18 protein-coding genes and 1 tRNA gene are annotated in these 15,880 nt (G+C 33.8%); 7 read left to right on the forward strand and 12 right to left on the reverse strand.

Annotated features, from left to right (window positions below; translation table 11 throughout):
- Window positions 1-21: 21 nt before the first annotated feature.
- The 3 genes from secA to P8J93_05590 are packed head-to-tail and all read left to right on the forward strand — an operon-like array spanning window position 22 to window position 4,465.
- Window positions 22-2,724 carry a preprotein translocase subunit SecA gene (gene secA, locus P8J93_05580; protein MDG2061266.1) on the forward strand — a complete coding sequence of 901 codons (2,703 nt, stop codon included), beginning with the start codon at window positions 22-24 and terminating at the stop codon, window positions 2,722-2,724.
- Window positions 2,725-2,731: 7 nt separating this feature from the next.
- Window positions 2,732-3,904, forward strand: a complete 1,173-nt coding sequence (gene argJ, locus P8J93_05585) for a bifunctional glutamate N-acetyltransferase/amino-acid acetyltransferase ArgJ (protein ID MDG2061267.1) — start codon at window positions 2,732-2,734, stop codon at window positions 3,902-3,904.
- A gap of 12 nt (window positions 3,905-3,916) precedes the next feature.
- Window positions 3,917-4,465, forward strand: coding sequence for a thiamine phosphate synthase (locus P8J93_05590; GenBank protein MDG2061268.1), 549 nt, complete (start codon window positions 3,917-3,919; stop codon window positions 4,463-4,465).
- 3 nt (window positions 4,466-4,468) lie between these two features.
- Here the strand turns inward: P8J93_05590 and yacG are convergent, their stop codons facing one another.
- The 3 genes from yacG to P8J93_05605 are packed head-to-tail and all read right to left on the reverse strand — an operon-like array spanning window position 4,469 to window position 6,116.
- Entirely contained in the window at window positions 4,469-4,669 is a 201-nt protein-coding gene (gene yacG / locus P8J93_05595; protein ID MDG2061269.1) for a DNA gyrase inhibitor YacG, read from the reverse strand.
- Window positions 4,660-5,250 carry a dephospho-CoA kinase gene (coaE, locus tag P8J93_05600; protein MDG2061270.1) on the reverse strand — a complete coding sequence of 197 codons (591 nt, stop codon included), beginning with the start codon at window positions 5,248-5,250 and terminating at the stop codon, window positions 4,660-4,662. Before coaE ends, yacG begins: the two co-directional genes overlap by 10 nt.
- Window positions 5,251-5,279: 29 nt before the next feature.
- Window positions 5,280-6,116, reverse strand: coding sequence for an alpha/beta hydrolase (locus P8J93_05605; GenBank protein MDG2061271.1), 837 nt, complete (start codon window positions 6,114-6,116; stop codon window positions 5,280-5,282).
- A gap of 108 nt (window positions 6,117-6,224) precedes the next feature.
- Between P8J93_05605 and P8J93_05610 the strand changes: the two genes are divergently transcribed.
- Window positions 6,225-7,244: an LLM class F420-dependent oxidoreductase gene (locus tag P8J93_05610; GenBank protein ID MDG2061272.1), complete on the forward strand. Its 1,020-nt coding sequence runs from the start codon at window positions 6,225-6,227 to the stop codon at window positions 7,242-7,244.
- A gap of 4 nt (window positions 7,245-7,248) precedes the next feature.
- Here P8J93_05610 and P8J93_05615 read toward each other — a convergent pair.
- Together P8J93_05615 and P8J93_05620 are read right to left on the reverse strand one after the other, a co-directional pair.
- A tRNA-Ala gene (locus tag P8J93_05615) sits at window positions 7,249-7,324 on the reverse strand.
- Between the two features lie 62 nt (window positions 7,325-7,386).
- Window positions 7,387-8,064 carry a crotonase/enoyl-CoA hydratase family protein gene (locus P8J93_05620; GenBank protein MDG2061273.1) on the reverse strand — a complete coding sequence of 226 codons (678 nt, stop codon included), beginning with the start codon at window positions 8,062-8,064 and terminating at the stop codon, window positions 7,387-7,389.
- Window positions 8,065-8,149: 85 nt separating this feature from the next.
- On the opposite strand from P8J93_05620, the gene P8J93_05625 reads away from it, so the two are divergent.
- Genes P8J93_05625 through P8J93_05635 form a run of 3 tightly spaced genes read left to right on the forward strand, consistent with a single transcriptional unit; the run spans window position 8,150 to window position 11,360 of the window.
- Window positions 8,150-8,923: an SDR family NAD(P)-dependent oxidoreductase gene (locus P8J93_05625; protein MDG2061274.1), complete on the forward strand. Its 774-nt coding sequence runs from the start codon at window positions 8,150-8,152 to the stop codon at window positions 8,921-8,923.
- 52 nt (window positions 8,924-8,975) lie between these two features.
- Window positions 8,976-10,220 (forward strand): sterol desaturase family protein, encoded by a 1,245-nt coding sequence (locus P8J93_05630; GenBank protein MDG2061275.1) that lies wholly within the window; start codon window positions 8,976-8,978, stop codon window positions 10,218-10,220.
- Between the two features lie 6 nt (window positions 10,221-10,226).
- Window positions 10,227-11,360 (forward strand): epoxide hydrolase, encoded by a 1,134-nt coding sequence (locus P8J93_05635; GenBank protein MDG2061276.1) that lies wholly within the window; start codon window positions 10,227-10,229, stop codon window positions 11,358-11,360.
- On the opposite strand, the gene P8J93_05640 is transcribed toward P8J93_05635, so the two are convergent.
- Genes P8J93_05640 through P8J93_05670 form a run of 7 tightly spaced genes read right to left on the reverse strand, consistent with a single transcriptional unit; the run spans window position 11,353 to window position 15,746 of the window.
- Window positions 11,353-11,634, reverse strand: coding sequence for an MGMT family protein (locus tag P8J93_05640; protein ID MDG2061277.1), 282 nt, complete (start codon window positions 11,632-11,634; stop codon window positions 11,353-11,355). The genes P8J93_05635 and P8J93_05640 overlap by 8 nt on opposite strands.
- 5 nt (window positions 11,635-11,639) lie before the next feature.
- On the reverse strand, window positions 11,640-12,023 hold the full coding sequence (locus P8J93_05645) for a hypothetical protein (protein ID MDG2061278.1): 384 nt from the start codon (window positions 12,021-12,023) through the stop codon (window positions 11,640-11,642).
- A gap of 20 nt (window positions 12,024-12,043) precedes the next feature.
- Window positions 12,044-13,159 carry a PQQ-dependent sugar dehydrogenase gene (locus tag P8J93_05650; GenBank protein ID MDG2061279.1) on the reverse strand — a complete coding sequence of 372 codons (1,116 nt, stop codon included), beginning with the start codon at window positions 13,157-13,159 and terminating at the stop codon, window positions 12,044-12,046.
- 1 nt (window position 13,160) lies between these two features.
- A complete protein-coding gene (locus P8J93_05655) occupies window positions 13,161-13,610 on the reverse strand; it encodes a hypothetical protein (GenBank protein MDG2061280.1) in 450 nt (149 codons plus the stop codon).
- Window positions 13,611-13,622: 12 nt separating this feature from the next.
- Window positions 13,623-14,258: a glutathione S-transferase family protein gene (locus P8J93_05660; GenBank protein ID MDG2061281.1), complete on the reverse strand. Its 636-nt coding sequence runs from the start codon at window positions 14,256-14,258 to the stop codon at window positions 13,623-13,625.
- 40 nt (window positions 14,259-14,298) lie between these two features.
- Window positions 14,299-15,372: an LLM class flavin-dependent oxidoreductase gene (locus tag P8J93_05665; GenBank protein ID MDG2061282.1), complete on the reverse strand. Its 1,074-nt coding sequence runs from the start codon at window positions 15,370-15,372 to the stop codon at window positions 14,299-14,301.
- The gene (locus P8J93_05670; protein MDG2061283.1) at window positions 15,369-15,746 is read right to left on the reverse strand and encodes a cupin domain-containing protein; all 378 of its coding nucleotides are present in this window, start codon (window positions 15,744-15,746) and stop codon (window positions 15,369-15,371) included. Before P8J93_05670 ends, P8J93_05665 begins: the two co-directional genes overlap by 4 nt.
- Window positions 15,747-15,880: the final 134 nt, after the last annotated feature.

A 15,880-nucleotide genomic window follows, 5' to 3' on the forward strand; every position in this document is an offset into this window, starting at 1 on the left:
TAGGTTTAATTAACTATTTAGATGGGAATTTTAAAAAAAATATTTGGATCATTTAATCAAAAGCAATTAAGCAAAATCAAACCTATTGTAGATAGGATTAATTCTTTAGAAGAGTCTATTGCATTAAAGACTGACCAAGAATTAAAAGAATATAGAGATGATTTTGTTCAAAGGCACTCGAATGGCACATCTTTAGATGAACTTCTCCCAGAAGCTTTTGCTGTTGCACGCGAGGTTGGCAAAAGAACACTTAACTTAAGACCATATGATGCTCAATTGATTGGAGGAATTATTCTTCATAATGGACTTATAGCTGAAATGGCAACGGGAGAAGGAAAAACTCTAGCAGCAACTCTTCCTGTATACCTAAATTCTATTAGTAACAGGAAAGTAGTTCTTGTAACAGTAAATGATTATTTGGCTGAAAGGGATGCAAATTGGATGGAACCAATATATTCAAATCTTGGATTAAAAGTTAGTTTTGTAGTTTCTAACATGGCTCCAGAAGATAGATCTAAAGCATATGAAGCTGATGTGATCTATGCAACTAATAATGAACTCGGATTTGATTATCTTAGAAATAATATGGTCTATAGAAAAGAAGATCGAGTTATGAATGATTTCTATTTTGCTATTATCGATGAAGTTGATTCGGTTTTAATTGACGAAGCAAGAACTCCTCTCGTTATATCAGGTTCATCTCAAGATTCATCCAAAATATTTCAGAAGATTGGTAAATTCATTCCAAAACTTATAGAGCAGCCTTTTGTAGACGCTGAGGCAGAAAACGATTCATCAAATCAACCTCAACCTCAACCTATTGAAGGTCACTTCATTGTAGATGAAAAATCTAGACAAGTTGAGCTTACAGATAGTGGGCATGACTTTATCGAAAAATTATTAAAAGATGAAGGATTAATAGAAAGTAATCAAAGCCTCTATTCTTCTAATAACTTAAGGTTGTTACATTATATTCAATCCTCTTTAAGAGCATATTTTCTTATTAACAAAGATGTGGATTATTTGGTTAATGATAATCAAGTAATCCTTATTGATGAAAATACAGGTAGAGCCATGCCAGGAAGAAGACTGGCTGATGGACTTCATCAGGCTATAGAGGAAAAAGAAAATGTTCCTATACAGACTGAAAGTCAAACCCTCGCATCGTCCACCTTCCAGAATTATTTCAGACAATATGAAAAATTGGCTGGTATGACTGGTACAGCTCTTACAGAGGCCCAAGAATTTAAGGAGATTTATAGTCTAGATGTCATAGAAGTCCCCACTAATAAACCTATGGTAAGAAAGGACAAAAATGACATGGTATATCTAACCCAAAAAGAAAAATTTGAGGCCATAGTTGAAGAGATTAAATATACGCAAAATAATGGTAATCCAATTCTAGTTGGAACTGCATCTTTAGAAAGTTCTGAAACACTATCAAAGTATCTTTCTAAAGAAAATATAGATCATCAAGTTCTAAATGCAAAGAATCATGCCAGAGAAGCAGAGATAATAAGTCAGGCTGGAAAACCAGGAGTGATTACTATAGCGACTAATATGGCAGGACGAGGTACTGATATTGTTTTAGGAGGAAATTGGGAAGTGGAATTCTCAAAATTAGAAATTAAAAACCTAGAGACAAAAGAACAAAAGTTAACCGAATGGAAAGAGCTCAATAAGTCGGTAATAGATTGTGGTGGACTTCATGTTATAGGGACAGAAAGAAATGAGTCTAGAAGGATTGATAATCAGCTGAGAGGAAGATCAGGCCGGCAAGGTGATCCAGGAAGCTCTAGATTCTATTTATCTTTAGAAGACTCTCTTATGAGAATATTTTCTTCCAAGAGATTTATTGGAATTATGCAAAACCTAGGTCTTGAAAATGGAGAATCTATAGAACATAAGATGTTAAGTGGGGCTATAGAAAGAGCTCAAAAGAGAGTAGAGGGAAGAAACTTTGATATAAGAAAAATGCTTCTTGAATATGATGATATGGCAAATGAACAAAGACAAGTAATCTATCTTCAAAGAAATACAATTCTTGAGAGTGAAGATATTTCAGAAGTCATCTCTTCAATGAGACTAGAGGTGGTGCATGACATGGTTGATAGCTTTATTCCTCAAGAACAAAATATTGACTTTGATATAAAAAGCTTAGAAAAAACCTTACAAAATGATTTTGGGGAATATTTTCCTATTCAATCGTGGTTTAGCCAAGAACCAAATCTAAGTAATGATGAAATAACAAATAAAATAGTTAAACATCTTGAAGATAAATATAAATTAAAATCTGAGGCTATAGGTCAACAAATGAGAGGCTTCGAGAAACAAATACTTCTTCAAGTTATTGATAATAACTGGAAAGAACATTTAGCTTCCACAGAATATTTAAGACAAAGTATAGGTCTCAGAGGTTACGCAAATAAAAATCCTAAACTAGAGTTTAGGAGAGAAGCTTTTGAGCTCTTTGAAGTAATGCTTGCAGAGATTAGAGTTGAAGCAATAAAATTTTTGTCGAGAGTTCAAATAGAGGTTAATGATGCCGAGAAAATATCTAAACTTGATGAAAATACTACTCAAACTTTTCAACATGAACAAGCCCCCTCTGCTTTAGAAGATCCTCTAAAAGAGCCGAAAAAATTAAATAAAAATAAAGAGCCTTTGGCGGGAAATAGAAGAATGAGAAGGATAGAAGCCAAAATGGCTAAAAAGAAAAAGTAATCTATATATGAAAGAAATAAAAATTGGAACTTCTTCTAGCAAGCAAAAATATGGAGATAGATTAGATACTGTATTAATTGAATTGAATGAAAAAACTAAATTGTCAGGTCTCTTTACAACCAATGATTTAAAAGCAGCCCCTGTTATAGTTTGTAAAGAAAATATAAATGAAAATAAAAAAGGTAAGAAGTATCTTGTAATTAATGCAGGTAATGCAAATGCAGCAACAGGGAGTTACGGCTTAAAAGACTGCAAAGATATTAATGCCTATCTAGGTAAAGAATTTGATTGTCAAGAAAATCAATTCCTTCCGTTCTCTACTGGAGTCATAGGAGAAAGGCTCAACTTGCCAGCACTTAAAAAGGCTCTGATAAAAGGAAAAAAAAATCTCGGTCTCTCTAACTGGAAAGAATTTGCTGAAGCAATCATGACCACGGATACTAAAATAAAATTAATTAAAAAAACAATATTAGTTAAAAAAGAGAAAGTAAATATATTTGCTGTTGCAAAAGGTTCTGCGATGATCCATCCAAATATGGCAACCCTCTTAAGCTTTATTTTTACTGATTTAAGAATAAATAATGGAGATTTACATAAAATTCATAGAACAGCTTGTGATCAATCTTTAAATGCAATATCAGTGGATGGAGATCTTTCAACAAATGACTCTTCATTGTTAGTTGCTACTGGGAGTTCTTTAGTAAATTTTAAAGATAATAGAGAATTATTAGAAAAGGAAATAATCAATACCTTCAAAGAGCTTTCTAAAAAATTAATGCTAGATGCAGAAGGTTCAAGTAAATTAATCAGTATAAAAATTAAAGGGCTTAAGTCGAATAATTTATGCAAAAAAATGGCCAGGCATATTTCTAATTCTCTTCTTTTAAAGACTGCCTTTACTGGTGGAGACCCTAATTGGGGTAGAATTATAATGGCGGCCTGCAATTTAGAAGATTTAAAAATTAATCCTAATAATATTGATCTCAAAATAGGCCCGCATAAAGTATTTACTAAGGGCGAACTAAACAAAAATTATTCTGAGAAAAAAGGACTAAATGAATTTAAGAAAAAGCATATTAATTTAGAGTTAAATTTTGGAAAGACTTCGTCTTCTTTTGAGATTTTAACTTGCGATATTTCTTCAGAATATATAAGAATGAATTCGGACTATAGGAGCTAGTTAATAATGGTGATGCCTGAGATATTCACTATTTCAGAGAGTTTATTAGAAAAAGAAGACCTTCATAATTTCATTAAATTGCTATCATCAAGGAATTTGAAGATTATCCAATTCAGAATGAAGAACTTAGATCTGGATGATCAAAAAAGACAACTATTAAATGCTAAAGAAATGTGCTCGAAATATAACTTAAAACTAGTTGTAAATTCATTTCATAATAAAATAAATATCAAAAAAGTTGAGGGCCTTCATCTAACATCAGCTGATTTAATGAAAGTTAATAAAGAAGGTCTTCCCGATATTCCTATTATTGGTGCTTCTTGTCATAACCTAGAACAAGTTCATAAGGCTAATATACTCAATCTAAATTATATTTATCTATCTCCAGTTCTAGAGACAAGATCTCATGAAAGTTTGCAACCTCTTGGCTGGAAAAATTTTAAAAAATTAAGCAACTTATGCAAAATCCCTGTGTTTGCCTTAGGAGGAATGAGTTTATCGGATTTAAATACGGCCAAAAAAAATGGGGCATATGGTATAGCTGGTATTAGTTTTTTTTAAATCTTAGGCTTTTTCTGGATCATCTAAAATACTTTCATTTAAAGAATCCCCAGGAATCTTATGCATCTCATTTGTCCAAGCACCTAGATCAAGTAATTGGCATCTTTTAGAACAAAAAGGTCTATAAATATTTTTTTTTGACCACTCTGATAATGAGTTACATTCTGGGCACTTTACTGTCTTGGTGAGTTTATTTATTGGCATAATTTCAAGTAAATTTCATGGAACTCTCTTACTTTTATCTTCAGTTCTTTTAGGTCACCATTATTAAATAAAACATCATCAGCTTTAGCAAGCCTCTGATTTCTTGTCATTTGAGATCCCATTATGCTGACTACCTGATCTTTTGAAACATTATCTCTAAGGACGGTTCTTTTTATCTGTTTCTCCTCTTCAGAGTCTATAATCAAAATTCTTGAACAATATTCTAATTGATTTGTTTCTAATAAAAGGGGTGAAACTAAAATACTGTATTCAGAGTGTGAGTCCTTCAAGGCAGAACTAAGAAAACTATTTATTCTAGGATGAAGAAGTTCTTCTAGCCATTTCTTTTCAACTGAATTGGCGAAGATGATCTCTCTAAGTTTTGCTCTATTTAAAAAGCCATCTTGAAGAATCTCACTTCCAAAGTGTGATTTAATTTCTAACAAACTGGGCATACCTGGTTTTACAACTTCTCTTGAAGCCTGGTCAGCATCCACAATATCTACTCCTAGCTTCTTAAATTCTTCGGAAGCCGCAGTCTTTCCACTGCCTATACCTCCAGTTAATCCGACTACAAACATGAAGTGATTTTATCAGAGTCTGATATTTACTATGAATGCTTTTTTAAAAAACTTAGAGCTGATTCAGCAAAGATATCATTTCTATCTCCTGCTATCATATGAGCAGCGTCTCTTATCTCTATAAATTCAGAATGTTTAATAATGCTTAAAAATTTTTCTACGTCCACTTCAGTCAGAACATCGCTCAATGCTCCCCTGACTAACAAAGTAGGAGATATAACTCTAGACGCTGCGTTAACCTGCTCTTCCTGAAAATCATCATATGAACTAGATCTTCTGTTTATAAATAAAGGGTCCCAGTGCCAATAATATCGACCATCCTCCTTTAACCTTAGATTTTTACTTAGACCTTTAGTATCTCTCGGTCTTTTTCTATGAGGTAAATAACTTGATACTGCATTAGCTGCATCATCTATACTGGCAAAACCTTTTTTTCCTGATTGCATAAAACCTACAACTTTATCTGCACCTTTTGGGTCAGGATAAAGACCTATATCCACCATTACTAAGGCTTTACAAAAGTCACTCTTTTCTTCATCGCCAGCCAAAGATAATGAAATCATTCCTCCCAAAGAAGCTCCTACTAAAAAAGCTGGTTTATCTAAGAATTCTAGAATGCTAACTACATCCTTTTTATGTGAACTAATTGAATAATCTCCTTTTGGGTGCCACTCGCTATCTCCATGTCCTCTCAAATCTAAAGATAAAACTTGAAATCCTTCTCGAACAAATTTCTTTGCTGTTCCTCCCCAAGCATGTCTTGTTTGACCTCCGCCATGTAATAAAAGAACTAAAGGATCTAATTCTGATCCATAAAGATCACCTGCTAAAACAAGGTCATCATGTCCTTTAAATTTTGTGATCATAATTTTGAGATAGGAGCTTAATATCCTTCAGATAAAATTAAAAGATTAAATTAATAATTATAATTGAAGAAGAATTAGGTAAAATTAATAAAACACTTAAAACATAAAATGAAAAATTTAAAACTAGGGGTCCAAATAGGATACTTTGGAGCTCAACCAACAGAAGATATTATTGGCATTGCAAAAGAAGCTGAAGCCTTAGGTTTTGATTCTATATGGACTGCAGAAGCATGGGGATCAGATGTTTTTACTCCCTTAAGTTGGATAGGGGCGCATACAAAAAAAATTCGACTAGGAACTGGTATAGCTCAAATATCAGCAAGAACTCCTGCTGCTACAGCAATGGCTGCATTGACACTTGACCATCTTTCATTAGGAAGAATGATTCTGGGTCTTGGCGTTTCTGGTCCACAAGTAGTTGAAGGTTGGTATGGTCAACCTTTTTCTAAACCATTATCTAGAACCAGAGAATACGTAAATATAATTAGACAAGTACTAGACCGAAAAGAGCCAGTTCAAAATGACGGGGTGCACTATCCTCTTCCCTATAAAAATGAGGGAAGTTGGAATTTAGGTAAACCTTTAAAATCTATAACCCATCCTCTCAGAAAAGATTTACCAATTTTTCTAGGAGCAGAAGGACCAAAAAATGTAACCATGACAGCAGAAATAGCAGATGGATGGCTCCCACTTTATTACTCACCTTATAGGCAGGAAGTTTATGCAGACCAATTAAAGGGTGCTAATGATAATTTTGAGATTTCAGCAGGCGTTACCATCAGCATATGTGATGATCTAGAAAAAGGCCTCCTACCTATTAAAAATACTTTAGCACTTTATATAGGAGGTATGGGAGCTGCAAAAAGGAATTTTCATACTGAATTAATGGGAAGAATGGGATTTGAAAAAGAAGCTAAAAATATTCAGAAATTATTCTTAGAAGGTAAAAGAACTGAAGCAGCCATTGCAGTTCCTGACCAATTTGCTGACGAAATATCTTTAGTTGGCCCTATAGAAAGAATCAAAGATAGGTTAGATGCCTGGAAAGAGACCCCCGTTACTTCCATTCTTGTTGCTACCCATAGTAAGGATAAATTAAGAGAAGTGGCGGAATTAATATTAAACTAAAACTTGGTGGAGCCAGTCGGGATCGAACCGACGACCTCCTGCGTGCAAGGCAAGCGCTCTCCCATCTGAGCTATGGCCCCAAGGTCGCGTAGATTAACAAAAAGCTAGAACTAAGAAAGGAAATTTTAATTTTTTTTTTAAATTAACCATTTATTGCTTTATTTATTCTTCCTAAAATATCTACTTGATCTAGATCCTTGGTTATTTTATAGCCGGGATGATCTAAAGTTGCTAAATCGTTTGCCTTTTCTAAAGCCTTAGATATTAAGGCTTCTGCCTCCACAACTTCATCTAAATAACCTGGCTCAACTGCTTTCGAGATAGGATACATTTCTGCATTAAGAATAGCTCTAAACCAATGTGTTTTCACAATTCTAGATTTGGATATTTCTAAAATTGGTGCAGGAACAGACATCTTATTTCTAACTTCATTAGCTCCTATAATAAAGTCGCCCTTTGCTCCAAATCTGTAATCTGCACAACAAAGTAAAAAAGCTCCCAAAGCTATGCCATGACCACTACAAGCAATAACTACTGGCCTAGGAAAACCATAAATCCTCGCTAAAAGCGTAAATCCAGCTTTCACCATATTTGATATATCATCAATATTTCCTGCTGCCATGACCTTTAAATCAAAACCTCCTGAAAACATCCCTTCTCTTCCAGTAATTAGTAAAGAACCTTTTTCAACTGGAACTTTATCTAAAAGCTTATCTACTGCCTTAATCATATCTATAGAAAATACATTGGCCTTTCCATCATCTAATGTGATGACTGAAACCTCCCCTTCTTGGTTAATACTTGCTAATTCTTTTTTCATTACTCCTTATAAGTCCTGTTTTATTTAAAAAAGCTCATTCTAAATTAATATCTATAATTTACTAATACTTATAGAATTAAAAAACATGTATGAGAAATTATCAAGATCAGTTCAGGGATTAGTTGTTATTATAACTGGAGCTTCTAGCGGTATGGGAAAAGCAACTGCTGAAGTGTTTGCCGATGCTGGAGCTACTGTAATTGCTACAGACATAGATAAAAAGGGTTTAGAAAATGTTGTTGAAGAAATCTCTAAAAATCTAGGAGTCTGTGAAGGTCATGTATTAGATGTAACTAAAAGTAATAATATAAATAGTGTAATAAATAGGATTATAAAGCGTCATAAAAATATAGATATCTTAATTAATAATGCTGGTGTAGCCTTTCCAACTTCTTTTGAAGATTTAGAATATGAATCTAAATGGAATAGAACTATCGACGTTCTTTTAACAGGTCAAATGAAAGTAATTAAAGCTACCCTTCCTTATATTTTAAAATCATCCTGCCCAAGAATTGTTAATATATCTTCCACAGAAGGCTTTGGCGCCACTCCCTTGCATAGCCCTTACACCTCTGCCAAACATGGAGTAATAGGTCTAACAAGATCCTTGGCTGTAGAATTAGGACCTAAAGGAGTAACAGTAAATTGCATCTGCCCAGGTCCAATCAATACAAATATGACTGCAGGAATTGAGGGTGATAAGAAAAAAAAATATGCTCGAAGAAGAGTTCCTTTAAATAGATATGGTGAACCTCAAGAAGTAGCACATGCAACGCTGAATCTATGTCTTCCCTCGTCATCGTTTATTAATGGAGCCATCCTTCCAGTGGATGGAGGTTTATCCATAAAAAGAGCTTAATCCTTGTAATCTTTGCAAGAATTCTGTTCAATTCACCCACACAAAAATTAGAATGGACAAATCAAACTTAATCTTCCTAGTTATACCTATTTTCTTTCTTTTAGTTTTCAAAGAATTTCTGTATGGAGTTCTAACAAAAAAAAATAACTACAGATTAAATGATACTTTTATGAGCATTGGTCTTGGTTTAGTTAGCAGATTCATTCCTATTCTCAATTTAGGTTTTCAAGCTGCTACTTTTACATTAATTGCTAATTCATTTAATTTAAAAATAATGCCTATAAATAGTTGGATTACAATAATCTTAGCTTTCGTACTTTATGACCTTTGTTATTATTGGATGCATAGAATGCATCATGAATATAAATTCCTCTGGGGAACTCATGTTGTCCATCATCACGGCGAAGAATTCAATCTATCAACCGCAATGCGCCAAACTAGTACCGGCTTTTTATGGAAATGGATATTCTTTCTTCCAATGATAATAATTGGGATACCGGTTCAGGTTTTTGTAGCTGTGGGAGGCCTAAATTTAATTTACCAATTTTGGGTTCATACCGAACATATTCCGAAACTTGGATGGATGGAAAAAATATTTATTACACCTTCTAATCATAGAATTCATCATGCAAAAAATAAAGAATACATAGATGCAAACTATGGAGGAGTTTTTATTCTTTGGGATAGAATTTTTGGTACTTACATAGAGGAAAGGGATAACTTGAAGCCGGTTTTTGGAACTGTAAAACCCATTAGAAGTTGGAATCCAGTATGGGCAAATATTGAAATTTTTAGTCAAATGGCAAAAGATAGTTTTTATACACAAAACTGGAAAGATAAATTGAGAGTCTGGATATCGAAAACTAGTTGGAGGCCCAATGATGTAGCTGTTCTTTTCCCTAGTAATCCTGAGAATATAGATTTAAAAGATAAATATAACCCTGAGATGAATAAAATTCATACTTGGTTTTCTTGGATCCAGCTTGCTGCTTTATTGCCTTTATTTGGAGTCATATTTGTAACTCTTTCTAACCAAACATATATGGAAACATTCATATTTGGATTCTTACTCTTAACCATCACGACTAGTACCTCAATTGTGATGATGAACAATAAAATGGGTCTTTGGTTAGAATTTTTAAGATCTTCTTTTGTAATCTTTGTCCTTATGGGAACAGAACTAGTATCAAATACTCTTTTGATATCACAATTATTTATTCTTCATTCTTTGATAAATATTTTATTCGTTGGCGCAACCAAAGTTTCTTCAATCAACTTAAAAACTATTCAAACTTAATTCATAATGAGTATTCAGCCTTTTAAAATAGAAATTAGTGATGCAGATTTAGATAATTTGCATACAAGATTATCTAACACAAGGTGGCCCGATAAAGAAACTCCAGGAGATTGGAGTCAAGGAATACCTTTGGCCTATATGAAAGAAATATGTTCCTACTGGTTAGAAAAATATGATTGGAGGAAATGTGAGTCTAAACTTAATACCTTCGCACAATTCAAAACCAACTTTGATAATGTAGATATCCATTTTATACATCAAAGATCTTCACACAAAGATGCCAGACCATTGCTTATTACGCATGGTTGGCCAGGATCAATAATTGAATTTCATAAGGTAATTAATCGTTTAACAGAACCAACAAATCATGGAGGGGAATCTAAAGATGCATTCCACATCATAGCCCCATCTTTACCTGGGTATGGATTTTCTGGAAAACCAAAAGTAACTGGTTGGGGTGCAGAAAAGATAGCTAAAGTTTGGAGTCAATTGATGTCTGAACTTGATTATGATCAATATTTTGCTCAAGGCGGTGATTGGGGAGCCCTTGTCACAACTGAAATAGGAAAACAGGATCCAGGGCATTGTAAGGCTATCCACCTTAATATGGCAATTGCTTCTCCAGATCCAGAAACTTTAGAAAATATGACAGAAAAAGAGCAACTTGCATTAAAAGATATGGGTTTTTATCAAGAGTGGGATTCTGGTTATTCAAAGCAACAAAGTACTAGACCTCAAACTCTGGGATATGGCCTCGTTGATTCCCCTATAGGGCAAGCTGCATGGATATTAGAGAAGTTTTATCAATGGACTGATTGTAAAGGTCATCCAGAAAATATTTTAACTAGAGATGAATTGCTAGACAATGTAATGATGTATTGGCTTACAAATAGCGGTGCATCATCTGCAAGGCTTTATTGGGAAAGTTTTACTAACAATAATCAAGATAAGATAAATATTCCTGCAGGAATTAGCATATTTCCTAAGGAAATATTTAGAGCATCTGAACGATGGGCAAAGAAAAGATTTACTAACTTGAAATACTTTAATGAACTTGAAATAGGAGGTCATTTTGCTGCTTTTGAACAACCAGAAATATATGTCCAAGAAATAAGAAAGTTTTTTGGTTTATTTAAATAAGATTTACTCCCTCTTTTTTTAAGAGCTTTCTTTTAGTTTTTACTCCGCCCTTCCCACTATATCCTCCAATGGATCCATTCGAACAGATCACTCTATGGCATGGCACTTCTATAGGAAATGGATTTTTACCGCATGCATTCGCAACTGCTCTTGTTGAATAAGGACGCCCTATTGCAACAGCAATCTCTTTATAAGACTTCGTAGAACCTTTCGGAATCTTTTTAAGTTCTTCCCATACTAGAATTTGAAAAGGGGTACCTTTTTTAAAAAATATATCTCTTATGATTCTACCTGATTAAGTTCCCTTTTCATCAATAACACACAGATAATAAGTAAAGCTGTCATAACTAATTCTGCATAAATAATAGAATGGAAGGATGCACCATGAGAAATATAAGCATTGAATCTAAACAAGGCAGCAGAACCAATTAATAAAATAGGTCCATATAACCAAACATGCTCATTTCTTAACGCACCTATAGATGCCATTATTCCTGCTGTAAAAAAGAAAGCTGAAAAATCTCCCACTTGAGAGCTTCTTCCCAGCCCTTCTAATAAATCCATATCTAATCCTTTTGCAGCTGTCAAAGGGTCAATAACCCATCCAGTAAAAGTATAAAGCATTGTCAATCCAATCAAACCTGATAACGTTCTTGCAATCATATTGCCTCCTTATTTTTAAATTAATTATTAGGAACTACTCTTATGAGTTTTCCTTTAGGTCCATCTGTTGCAATGACTAGCGATCCATCAGGAGCCATCACTATATTTCTTATCCTTCCTTCTGTCTCAAATAGTATTTCTTCAGTTAAAAAGTTTCCGTCACTATCTAGATTCAACCTTCTAACATCACCTGGAACAAGTGCTGAAATAAATAAACTATTTTTCCATTTTGGGAATAAACTACCCGTATAAAAAGTCATACCAGACGGGGCTATTGATGGTACCCAATATTTTTGAGGTTGCTCCATTCCTGGTTTTTTCTTAAAGGGGGAAATAATGGCACCGCTATAATCCAAACCATATGTTATAGCTGGCCAACCATAATTCTTCCCAGGCTTGATAATATTGAGCTCATCCCCGCCCATAGGTCCATGCTCATGTTCAAAAATAATTTTCCCGTCTGGACTAGCAATTATTCCTTGAGGATTTCTATGACCATATGACCATATCTCTGGCAAAGCTCCAGGAATAGAAAGAAAAGGGTTATCTTTAGGTATAGATCCATCATCATTTAATCTTAATATCTTACCAAAATGGTTATCTAATGATTGAGCTTTTTCTCGTTGATTAAAAGCATCTCCTGAAGTAATTAAAAGAGTTCCATCCACTAAAAAAACCAACCTAGCACCATAATGAGCTGCTGTTTTTCTAGTCGGAGTAGCCTTAAAAATTGTTTTAATTTCAGTTAAAGCCCTTTGTTCAAGTTTCGCTCTAATGACTCTCAGTGTATTCAATTTATTGTTAAGATCAACTTCAGAAAAAGATAAATAAATATATCTATTTTCTTGAAAATTAGGATGTAATATTATTTCAGATAAGCCTCCCTGGCCTGCAAATAATACCTCTGGAACTCCTTTAATAGGATCTTCTAATAAAACTCCATCTTTTATAAGCCTAAGTTGACCAGACAACTCAGTTACTAATATTTCATCTTCCGATATAAAAGTTATCCCCCAAGGATGATCTAAACCTTCCACTATAGTCTCTAATTTATAAACATCTTTGTGGCTATCAGCCAGAGAAAGAAAAGAATAAAAAATAAATAGTCCGGTTAAGATCTTTTTTTGGTAATTCATATTAGCCCTCCTTTGATTTAGTCAAATATCCAAATAAATAACCCCCTAATATCCCTGAAAAAATGAGGTAAATTTTCCCATATAAAGAACGAGCTCCAGCTATTAGATCTAAATTATAAAAGGCCAAGGGCATCATTAACACTATTGCCGCAAGTGCGCATCCGCCTGCCAAAGCATAGGCATATTTATGGTTTATATTGACCCATACTAAAATTACTCTAGATACTAGAAATGCTATGAAAAGGCCTAACGATACCAGCCCTATAACGGGAATCGCTCCTCCTCCATTCATATTATACAAATCGTGCAGTAGACTTGAAAAGATGATGGAGAAAGTGACTGGCATATCAATACTGAGCAACCATAACATATTAGAAACAGTGGTTTGACTAATTAATAAAAAAGTAATTAAAGAAGCTGTAATGATGAAAGAATAAATAATTTTTATCATATTAAAAGTATTTTATTTTATAACTGGATTCTTTTCTTGATGCCGATAGCTTTTTGCTTTTTTGAAAGCTTCCCGTTCAAAAAGCATATCAGTCCATCTTTTTATGTTAGGTTTAAACGCTTGATCTATTCCTAAACTAGAAGCTAGATAAATAGCATAACTTACACAAATATCAGCAATAGTTAACCTATCGCAACACAAATATTCTCTATCTTCTAAAGTTTTTTCTAGTAATTTTAATCTTGATACAAACCATTTTCTATAACCTTCAGCTGCAGCATCGGCAACCCCAGGTTCTTGTAATGTATATCTGAGAACTACAGTTTGAGGAAAAGTAAGTGTTGCATCTGAATGAGTAAGCCAGTTAAGGTAGGCTGCAAAATCATCTTCATTAGGAAGGACTTGTAGATCTGTTGGCCCATACTTTTCAACAAAATATTGACACATACCAACTGATTCAGTCATCCGCACCTTGCCGTCCTCTAGATAAGGGATAGTCCCTAAAGAATTTACTTCTAGATATTCAGGAGAGAACACCCTTGGAGGAAAAGGCAACATTTCCGCTTGAAAATCAACTTTCATTTCTTCAAGAGTCCACATAGGTCTCATCCCTCTAGAACCTTCACAACTATAAATTTTTATACTCATATTTCCTGAAATTTTTATTAAATTGATATTACAACATTAATTAAATATTCCCTATCAAGTCTTGAGATATTCTTTTTATTACTTCATATCTAGGTTTGAGACCAGGAAGAATCATTATTTTATCTAGTCCCATAGTATGAAATTCTCGTAATCTTTCAATTAAATTATCTTTAGTCCCTATAAGGCAAGTCGATTGTAGAATTTTAGTGTTTAAGAATTTTTCCTCTTCCGGCAAAACCCAACAATTGTGACCCGCATGTATCCTTTGATGAATTCTTTTTTTGGGAATCTTTGAAAGTACCTTTATATAATCAGGCCACATCTCTTTTAAAAATTCCGGAGGTTCTTGATTAAAGTTTCTCCATTGATCATATGCATAATGAACTGAAGCCATAGCCATTGGTCCACATTCTGTCTTAACTCTATCTGAATCCACCTTCTCTCCTTCATCTAGAATAGAGATAGCAGTCAATGCTGTAAGAGTAAAATCTTCTTTTATATTTTTTTGGGTATCTAAGGAAGCTCCTTGTTCTATCATAGACCAATAGAATTTCATCACCCCCGAACTAGGTGGTAATGATATTATTGCTCCATTGCCATATTTCCCTGCTAAAGCTAAAGACTTAGGTCCAAAACCAGAAATATATATAGGTATATGATCTTTAAAATTCACAAAACCATCTTCTTGCATAATATGCTTTATAAGCTTCTGACTTTTTCCATTATCTATTAATGACTCTTTTCCTGATAAAAGAGGTTTTACTTCTTTCAGGAATCTATCAAATTTTTTTATTCTCATGGGAGGAAGACCCATAATCCTCATAGCAGTATTTCCTGAACCTACTCCAAAGAAAGTTCGACCAGGTGCTAATTGATTAATTGAAGCTATAGCTGATGCATGAACAGAGGGAGGCCGCGTTCCAGCGACTGCTACTCCAGTACCTAAATTTATTTTTTTAGTTTTTTGAGATGCTATAGCTAAGCAAGCGTAACAATCTGACCAAATCATCTGGCTATCTCCAAACCAAGCATCAGCAAATCCGAGTTTTTCTGCCTCTACAATATAATCAATATCACTTATCTGTGAAGCAAAACATAAGCCAAAATCAATCATAATTTATACAAAGGGCTGTCTTTTGGATCCAACAATGTTAACTTTTCAAATAAATTAGCCGGCTCAGAAATACCTACAATATAAATCATTCTCTCTTCTACTTTTCCTTCTGCATGAATAGCTCCGGCTGGAATGAGTAATTTAGTCCCTGCAGCCAGAAGAAACCTTTCTCCTTTTTCATTCAAAACATAACTTTTACCCTCCATGACATAGCCGCAATTATCAACATCATGCCAATGAGGTGGTAATTCGTCCATCCTGTCAGAGACATAAACTGTTGGCCATAAATCTAGTTTTTTAATATCATCTAACACTTCTTCTTTAGTTGAAAAAAAGTTAGGAAATACCTGCATTGGTCCTGGATTAAATGCCATTTTATCTTAGTTAAATACTTAAAAATAATACACTCTAAATTGGAATATTAATAGATATACCTCAAACCTAGGATACTTAAATTATCAGACCCCCTTTATCAAAAACCTAAACTATCTTTTTAGACAGAATACAT

The sequence above is a fragment of the SAR86 cluster bacterium genome, from assembly GCA_029268615.1.
GTDB lineage: Bacteria > Pseudomonadota > Gammaproteobacteria > Magnimaribacterales > Magnimaribacteraceae > JAQWNM01.